Source organism: Saccharopolyspora spinosa NRRL 18395 (assembly GCF_000194155.1).
Lineage (GTDB): Bacteria > Actinomycetota > Actinomycetes > Mycobacteriales > Pseudonocardiaceae > Saccharopolyspora > Saccharopolyspora spinosa.
The window spans coordinates 401,668-409,464 of record NZ_GL877880.1 but is presented as its reverse complement, the minus strand read 5'-3'; the positions used below and the strand labels follow the sequence as shown (position 1 = coordinate 409,464).

5 protein-coding genes are annotated in these 7,797 nt (G+C 70.5%); 3 read left to right on the top strand and 2 right to left on the bottom strand.

All coding sequences use genetic code 11. From position 1 onward, the window contains the following. The coding region (locus tag SSPN_RS0132575; protein ID WP_148271994.1) for a transposase at window positions 1-382 on the top strand (382 nt) is incomplete at its 5' end. A gap of 269 nt (window positions 383-651) precedes the next feature. Here the strand turns inward: SSPN_RS0132575 and SSPN_RS0132570 are convergent. After that, window positions 652-4,032 carry an L-tyrosine/L-tryptophan isonitrile synthase family protein gene (locus SSPN_RS0132570; protein WP_010313274.1) on the bottom strand — a complete coding sequence of 1,127 codons (3,381 nt, stop codon included), beginning with the start codon at window positions 4,030-4,032 and terminating at the stop codon, window positions 652-654. 634 nt (window positions 4,033-4,666) lie between these two features. Here SSPN_RS0132570 and SSPN_RS0132565 point away from each other — a divergent pair. Continuing rightward, entirely contained in the window at window positions 4,667-5,245 is a 579-nt protein-coding gene (locus tag SSPN_RS0132565; protein WP_187764803.1) for a TetR/AcrR family transcriptional regulator, read from the top strand. Here SSPN_RS0132565 and SSPN_RS0132560 read toward each other — a convergent pair. Beyond that, window positions 5,215-6,384: an amino acid deaminase/aldolase gene (locus tag SSPN_RS0132560; protein ID WP_010313270.1), complete on the bottom strand. Its 1,170-nt coding sequence runs from the start codon at window positions 6,382-6,384 to the stop codon at window positions 5,215-5,217. The two genes, SSPN_RS0132565 and SSPN_RS0132560, sit on opposite strands and share 31 nt — an antisense overlap. A 79-nt stretch (window positions 6,385-6,463) precedes the next feature. Between SSPN_RS0132560 and SSPN_RS0132555 the strand changes: the two genes are divergently transcribed. Beyond that, window positions 6,464-7,774, top strand: coding sequence for a D-arabinono-1,4-lactone oxidase (locus SSPN_RS0132555; protein ID WP_029535952.1), 1,311 nt, complete (start codon window positions 6,464-6,466; stop codon window positions 7,772-7,774). Window positions 7,775-7,797 lie beyond the last annotated feature (23 nt).

Genomic DNA, 7,797 nt, shown 5'->3' with positions numbered 1-7,797 from the left:
ACTGCTGGAGCTGTTCGGCGTCGGCCCCGAAACCGCCGGCCAGCTGCTGACCTCCGCCGGGGACAACCCCGAACGCATGCGCTCCGAAGCAGCGTTCGCGCACCTGACCGCGGCCGCACCGATCCCCGCGTCCTCCGGCCGCACCCACCGCCACCGCCTCAACCGCGGCGGCGACCGCGCCGCCAACAACGCCCTGCACACCATCGTCCTGGTCCGCATGCGCCACGACGAACGCACCCGCGCCTACGTCCAACGCCGCACCAAGGAAGGACTCTCGAAGAAAGAGATCATGCGCTGCCTCAAACGATTCGTCGCCCGCGAGGTCTACCACGCCCTGACCACCACACAAGTCACCCAAAACGACCTTGCACCCGCCGCTTGACATCTATAGGAGCATCCGTTCGTGCCACCTATCGAAGCGAACAGGCCGTTCGCTTCACACCAACAGCCCGGTATCTGTATCAAGGTGCCTGGAGTGAACGGACCGTTCGTGCCACCTACCGACGTGAACAGGCCGTTCGCTTCACACTGGTTGGCAGGCAGAACCGGACCGCTCCCGCTTGGGCTGCCACCGGAACCTCCAGGCAGGACCAAGTTCCCAAACAGTCTCCGCAGCACCGAAAAGCACTCACGGGGTGAGCTGTGGGAGGGCTACTTCCGGCGGAGGCGGGCTCTGGTTGCGAAGTCCTGGTCCAGGCGGATTCCCGGTGGTGTTGCCGCTCCTCTTTGGGCCGGTACCGCGACACCCGGGGCTTCCGCCAGGTGGGTGTGCTGCGCCGGCACCATCAGCCACGGTTGGCGGGAGCCGAGCAGCGGCGAGTACACCGGCACGAATCCCTGGTCCAGCAGCGAGATCGCGAAGTCGACCGCCACGTGGCCGCGGGTGTCGAGCACGCCGGTGCCCTGCCAGGGCAGCAGGCCCGATCCGCCGAGGTAGGTGAACCCGAGGCAGCCCTTGCGGACTGCGCTGAGGGTCAGCCGCACGCGGTTCGGGAACATCCGCTCGTAGCCGAACTCCTCGTCCGCCTGCATCGTCGCCATGTAGCGGAGCACCGTGTGCCACGCCCGGCGAAGCACCGCGCACCGTGCCTGCCGCACGTCGCCCGGCACGCTCTGGTCGGTCACGTTGTAGATGTCCGCGTAGACCGCGGTGGACCACTCCAACCGGTCCGTCCCGGGCGGCACCGCGACCGGCACCGAATACACCAGCGACATCAGGATTTCCCGGAACAGCCCGATGACGTGCGGCGCGAACTCGTCCATCGTGGCGGTGCGCGAGTGCACCTGCTCCAGGGTCCGCAGCGGGTTGTCGGTGATGTCGAAGTGCCGCAACGAGTCGGCGAGCAGTCGCCGGTAACCGGCGATCCGGGTGGCGCGCACGGCCGGGAGCCCGGGGCCCAGCCGCCGCTCCGCGACCTCGTCGATCTCCTCGACGTTGGTCCGGTCGCCGATGCCGACCAGGTCGATGTACTCGCGCAGCTTCCGCTGGTAGGCGTCGGTGATCGCGTGCGGCCGACTGCGGAAGTGCCTGCCGTCGGTGAGGATGTTGAAGTGCAGGCCGGGCGCATGCACCGCGCTGACCACCCGCTGGAGCTCCCGCAGCCGCGCCATCGCGCCGAGTTCGGCGAAGTCCGGCAGCGGGCCGCCCGCCTTCAGCCGGTTCAGGCACTGCTTGACCGGGAAACCGAGCAGCACCACCTCGATGGGTTCGCCTCGGCGCACGAACGGTTCGGCGTCCCGCCGCAGGTCAGCCGGCTGGTAGTTGGACCGCGATCCCTTGATGAACTGCTTGCGGGTAAAAACGTGGTGCACCGCCGCCAGGACCTGCTCCGGCTCGCTGCGCTCGTCGATGCCGAACTTCGCGACCGCGCGGCGCCCGGTCCGCGCCGCCGCCCGGTCCACGTCGGCGAGCACCGAATCCACAATGGACCGCGATTCTTGCTCGGTGAGGTGCACCGCCCACTGCTGCGCCAAGCGGTTCTTGCGCAGTGCGCCGATCTGCAGCTCTTCCAGCGAATGCGTGTTGGACAGACGGGGACCGCTGCGCGCCCCGAGGCGGGGCGTGGTCTCGAAGGTGGCGATCACGGCCGCGGTGTCGGCCACCGGCTGGTCCGGTAGGCGTTCGGCGGCCAGGCCGGGGATCTCGACGGCGACCGGGATCGCCCCGCCGAACTCCTTGGTCACTGCGATGCGGTTCGCCAGTTCGTCGTCGAAGACCGCCACGACGTCGACGTCGCCGAGTTCTCGGAGCTTCTCCACATTCAGCTCGGAACGCGGGCACCCGCCGTCCTCGGGCAGGCACAACAGCGTCGCGTCCAGCACTCCGCCGGCGGCGAGCGCCTCCTCGGTGTGCTCGCGGAACCGCTCGCGACGCCCGGTGCAGAACACCACCCGCCCGCCGGCGTCCTGCACGTCCCAAACGAACCGGGCGAGCCCGGCATTCGCGCTGTCGGTGCGCAGCCTTTCCCGCGGCCTGGCCAGGAAAGCGCGCGTGAAGTCGGCACGCACCTCGTCCCAGTCCACCGACGGGTAGCGGTCGCGCAGGCCGCTGAGCTCCACGAAGTTCCACCAGGTAGCAGCGGTGTGGGTCGGCAGCACCGGCAGCGTGCCGGGGCCGGCCAGCTCCAGGATGCCGTCCGGCGCACCAGGGCGGGGGCCCGAGACCGACCGCGCGGCGTCCAGGATCCGCTGCAGTGGCACGAGTCCGCACAGGTCCACGTCGATCACGACGGCCGGCTGCGGCAACCGGTCGTCCCAGCGGCGTTGCCGGGTGCGCTGCTGGACCCGGTCCAGCACCGATTTCAGCACCGCGTCCTGGGTTTCCGGCACGGTGTGGACGTAGCACTGCAGCGGTTGCTCGCCGGAGAGCAGTTCCGCGGTGCTCGGTGCCAGGAAGCGCAGTTCCTCAGCGATCACCCGGTTGACGGCCCGTCGCACCCGGCTCTCCCGCCGCCCGGAATCGAGTCGGCTGAACCCGGCGCCGAGCTCGTCGAGGGTCTCGACCAGCGCACGCGCTCCCGCCGCGACCTCGGCCCGGGTCGGCTCGTGACTCACCCGCAGGTAGTCGGTCACCACGATCCGGCCGGTGGCCTGCATTTCCGGCGAGAGCTCGAAGGCGACCTCGGCCCCGCCCAGCGCGAACAGCCCGACCCCGTGCGAGTCGAGGGCCAGCCGGAAGGTCCGCAGCAGCGGACGGACGAAGTGCTCTAGGAAGTAGTCGAGTTCGTCCTCGCGCCGCTCGAAGCGGTTGTCCAGCACCACGCGCAGCAGTCCCGGCGCGCCGTCGCCGGCCGGGTGCAGCAGCGTGGCCAGGTCGGCCGCGATGGTGCCGCCCGGGTGCGTGGGATGCGCCGGCGCGGGCTCGGCGATGCGGGTCAGGGCGGCCGAACCGGTGGCGGTGTCCACCACGGCGGCCGGCACCGGCTGGGTGGCGCAGTGCATCCGCAGGTCGGGGTCGGATTCCACAATGGACGAAATCCGTTCCCAGCCGCGGAGCTGACGCTGGGCACGCTCGCGGGATCCGACGGCTCGCAGCTCAACGATGCGCGCCGGACCACTGACGATGATCCGCTCCGCAGGGAACGGCACGCTGCGGTTCGGGCCTAGCACCGCGGCGAGGCAGTCCTCGGCGAGCTGCCGCCGTTCCGAGGTCAGCAGGTCGACGCGGTCGGCGGGCAGCGGGACCGATCCGCCGGTGTTGACGTCCGAGGCCAGCGACCGGGTCAGCCGGTGCAGCCAGGCCGGGTCGAAGACGCGGCGGGTGCGGCGCAACCGGACCAGGGCGCGGTAGAGATCGGACCAGTTCGGTGCGGCGCCCAGCGGCAACCCGGCACCGGCACCGAAGCCGCTGAGCCGCAGCGCGCCCTGCGCTGACCGCTCGACTCGCAGGCCGTAGCCGCCGTCGGAGAGCATTGCGTTCGCGTCCGCGATGGTCAACGGGTGCCACAGGCCGGGGGCGGGCGGGGCGTCCGCCGCGGCCGTGCGGGGCGGCTCCGCCGGGGCCGCGAGCTCCGGGGCCAGCCGCGCGGTCACAGGGCTGCGGTGAGCTTCGCGCGCGTGGGAGCCGAGCAGACATGGAAGCCGGCGGCACGGGCACCACAGCACCCGTTTGTTCCCCCGGTCGATGTCCACCTGGAAAGCACAGCACGAGGCACGGCGGGAAAACGAGGGGCGGCCGGGCAGTAACCCACGATGATCCTTCTGTCACTGAGAATGACGACTCGGATCACACTAGATAGCGACCTTGCGCGCTGACAACATGACTCAATGCATATGACAACGATGTAACGCGACCGGAGCCGCAGGTCAGAGCCGCGCCTCGGAACCCCCAAATGACCAGACACCGGGGTTCGGTCAAGGCGTCAACAGAGAAATCACCCGATCGACTGATACCGTCCCCGGCATGTCCGGAGCGCAACACCGCCCGCGGGCCGGGAAACTGTGGACATCGCCGGCGCCAGGCGAAACCCTCGCCCCACGTCGGTGAACCAGACCGCCGAGTCGAGCTCGGCACCATCTCCCAGGGCTCCGTCCCCTGAAAGAGAATCATGGTCGTGGTCGGCAAGATGGTCAGTTAGAACTTGATCAAGGAGTTGCCTTGCCTGCCGAAGTAGCCCCGCTGCGCCGAAAGCCGGTCCAGCAGCGCAGTGCACAACGTGTGGAGAAGATGCTCTCGGCGTGTGCCGAGCTGATCGACGAGGTGGGCTATGACGGGTTAACAACCACTCTCATCGCCGAGCGCGCCGGCGTGGCGGTCGGATCGCTCTACCAGTTCTTCCCCGACAAGCGCGCCGTCGTCCAGGAACTAACGCTGCGCAATCTCGACCGCTTCGTGCGCACCGTGTCAGCGCGTTTCGACCAGCTGGAGCTGGAGCACTGGTGGGACGCGGTGGACGCGGTCTTCGACGTCTACCTGACGATGCACCGCGAAGTCCCCGCGTTCAGCCGGCTGCACTTCGGCGACGTGGTCGACCTGCGGCTGCTGGACCCCAGCAAGGACAACAACGCAGTGATCGCCGAGAAGCTCACCGGGCTGATCGGCGAGGAGTTCGGGCTCGCCCCGGCGGACCTGCTGCTTCCGCTGGCGGTCGCGGTCGAGGCAGCGGACGCGGTGCTGCACCTGGCGTTCCGGCGTGACCCTGCCGGGGAGCCCACGCTCGTCGCGGAGGCGAAGGAACTGGTGCGCGGCTACCTGTCGAACCGGATGCCCGCAGATCAGCCGAAGGACTTGCCCTCGCCCCGGTAGGTCGGCGCGGTGCCGGTCAGCCGGTCGGCCGCCACCAGGTGGTAGTGGGTGAACCGCTCCTTGGCGTGCCGGAACCAGACACGGTCGCCGAGCCGGAGCCGCCGGGCCGCGTCGCCGACCACGGGCGTCTGCACCTCGCCGGCGCCCTCGGTCGCGAGCAGCTGGAGGCCAGCCGGCCAGTGCGGCGTCGGCACCCGGTCCGCGCCGGGCGGGCCGGAAGCGAGGTAGCCACCGCCGAACACCGTCGCGATGCGCGCGGCGGGGCGGTGCACGACGGGCAGTGCGTAGAGGACAGCCGGTCGGGGGCCGAAGGCGCGGTAGCCATCGAACAGCGTCGGGCCGATCAGCCCGGAGCCGGCGGCCACCTCGGTGACGGCGCGTTCCGCGGCGGTGCCCTCCAAGCTGCCGGTGCCACCGCCGTTGACGTACTCCAGCGGCGCCAGCGCTCGCACCGCCCGCACCACCGCGGCCCGGCGTTCGGCCAGTTCGGCGGCCGAACGGCGCTGCATCCAACGCAGCGCGGCGGCCTTCAGCGGCCGGCCGGACGGCGCGTCGCCGAGTCCGGCGATCTGGCCTTCGTACGCCATCAGCCCGACCAGGTGAAAAGCCTTGCGGCGCACCACGGATTCGGCGAGCCGCCGGGCCTGCGCGGCGGTGTGCACCGGGGAGCGGCGGGTGCCGACGTGCAGGCCGGGCAGCGGCCGCCAGGACGCGTCGACTTCGAGGCAGAGCCGGATCTCGGGCCGGTCGGAGCAGGTGGCGGCGTCGATGAGGTCGAGGTGGTCGACGGAGTCGACCATGAGCGCGATCGACGCGGCGGCCACCGGGTCGGCCGCGAGCTCGCGCAGCGCCGAGCGGTCTGCGGTCGGGTAGGCGACGAGGATGTCGTCGCTCAGGCCTTCGCGGTGCAGCCAGAGCGCTTCGGCCAGGGTGTAGCACATCAGCCCGGCGAAGCCTGGGGTGCACAGCACCCGTTGCAGGAGGTCACGGCAGCGCACGGACTTGGTGGCCACCCGGATGGGCCGCCCGGCGGCACGGCGCGCCAGGTCTGCCGCGTTGCTGTCGAACGCGTCGAGGTCGGCCACCGCGAAGGGCGGGTCGAGCTCCCTGGTGATCTCTTCGAACCGGCGCACGGCCATAACAGTAGGCCGAAAACCCTTGTTATGTGAATCTCATTCACATAATTTCACCGCGACGATACCCGAAGGAGGGTTGGCGATGCAGCGTTGGACCAACTGGGCGGGCACTGCCACCGCCACACCCAGCGCCCTGGTGGCGCCGCGCGACACCGAGGAGGCCGCTGCGACGATCCGCGCCGCAGCGCGCGACGGCGGCACAGTCCGCCCGCTGGGCACCGGCCACTCGTTTTCCGGCATCGGCTCGCCCAACACCGGCTGCGCCCTGGACCTCTCGCACTGGTCCGGGATCGTGCAGGCGGACCCGCACAGCGGGCTGGTCAAGGTGCGCGCCGGCACGCCCCTGAACCGGCTCAACGCCGAGCTCGACGGGCTCGGCCTGGCGATGGCGAACCTCGGCGACATCGACCGGCAGACCATCGCCGGGGCGATCTCCACCGGCACCCACGGCACCGGCGCCGGTCTGGGCGGGCTGGCGACGCAGGTCGAGGAACTGGAAATGCTGCTCGCGGACGGCACCGAGCGGCGCTGCTCCGCCGAGGAGAACCCGGAGCTGTTCGCCGCCGCCCGTGTCGGGCTGGGCGCGCTCGGGGTGATCACGACGGTGACGTTGCGCTGCGTGCCTGCGTTCGCGCTGGTCGCCGACGAACGACCCGCCCGCCTGGATGACGTGCTGGACCGCTTCGACCAGCTCACCACCGACAACGACCACGTCGAGTTCTACTGGTTCCCGCACGCCTCGAACACGCTGGTCAAGCGGAACAACCGGCTCCCCGCCGAGGACTCACCGCGGCCGCTGCACCCGCTCCGGCACTTCCTGGAGTACGAGGTGGTGGAGAACCGGCTGTTCGGCACGATCTGCCGACTGGGGCGCGCGTTCCCCGCGTCGGTACGACCGCTCAACCGGCTCTGCGCCTCGACCTGGTCCGCGCGTTCGTACAGCGATCGTTCGCACCGGGTCTTCACGACGCAGCGGAAAGTCCGGTTCGTAGAATCCGAGTACGCCGTGCCACGGGAGACGCTGCGCGACGCGCTCACCGAGCTGCGCGCCGCGGTCGGGCGGCTCGCCGACCCGGTGATGTTCCCGGTGGAGGTGCGGGTCGCGGCGGCCGACGACGTGTGGCTGTCGACCGCCTACCAGCGTCCGTCGGCCTACATCGCGATCCACCAGTTCCAGGGGATGCCGCACCGGCGCTGGTTCGACGCCTTCGAGGACATCGTCGGCGCGGCGGGCGGGCGACCGCACTGGGGCAAGATGCACCGCCTCGACGCCTCGTCGCTGCGCGAGCGCTACTCGCGCTTCGACGACTTCCGCCGGGTGCGCGCCGAGGTCGACCCCGACGGTGTCTTCCGCAACCCGTACCTCGATCGTGTCCTCGGCCCCTGTGGATAACTCACGATTTCGGTGGAAAACGG

Coding starts and splice junctions, on each gene's coding strand:
- SSPN_RS0132555 (WP_029535952.1), top strand. CDS start 6,464: ATGCAGCGTTGGACCAACTGGGCGGGCACTGCCACCGCCACACCCAGC.
- SSPN_RS0132560 (WP_010313270.1), bottom strand. CDS start 6,384: ATGGCCGTGCGCCGGTTCGAAGAGATCACCAGGGAGCTCGACCCGCCC.
- SSPN_RS0132565 (WP_187764803.1), top strand. CDS start 4,667: ATGCTCTCGGCGTGTGCCGAGCTGATCGACGAGGTGGGCTATGACGGG.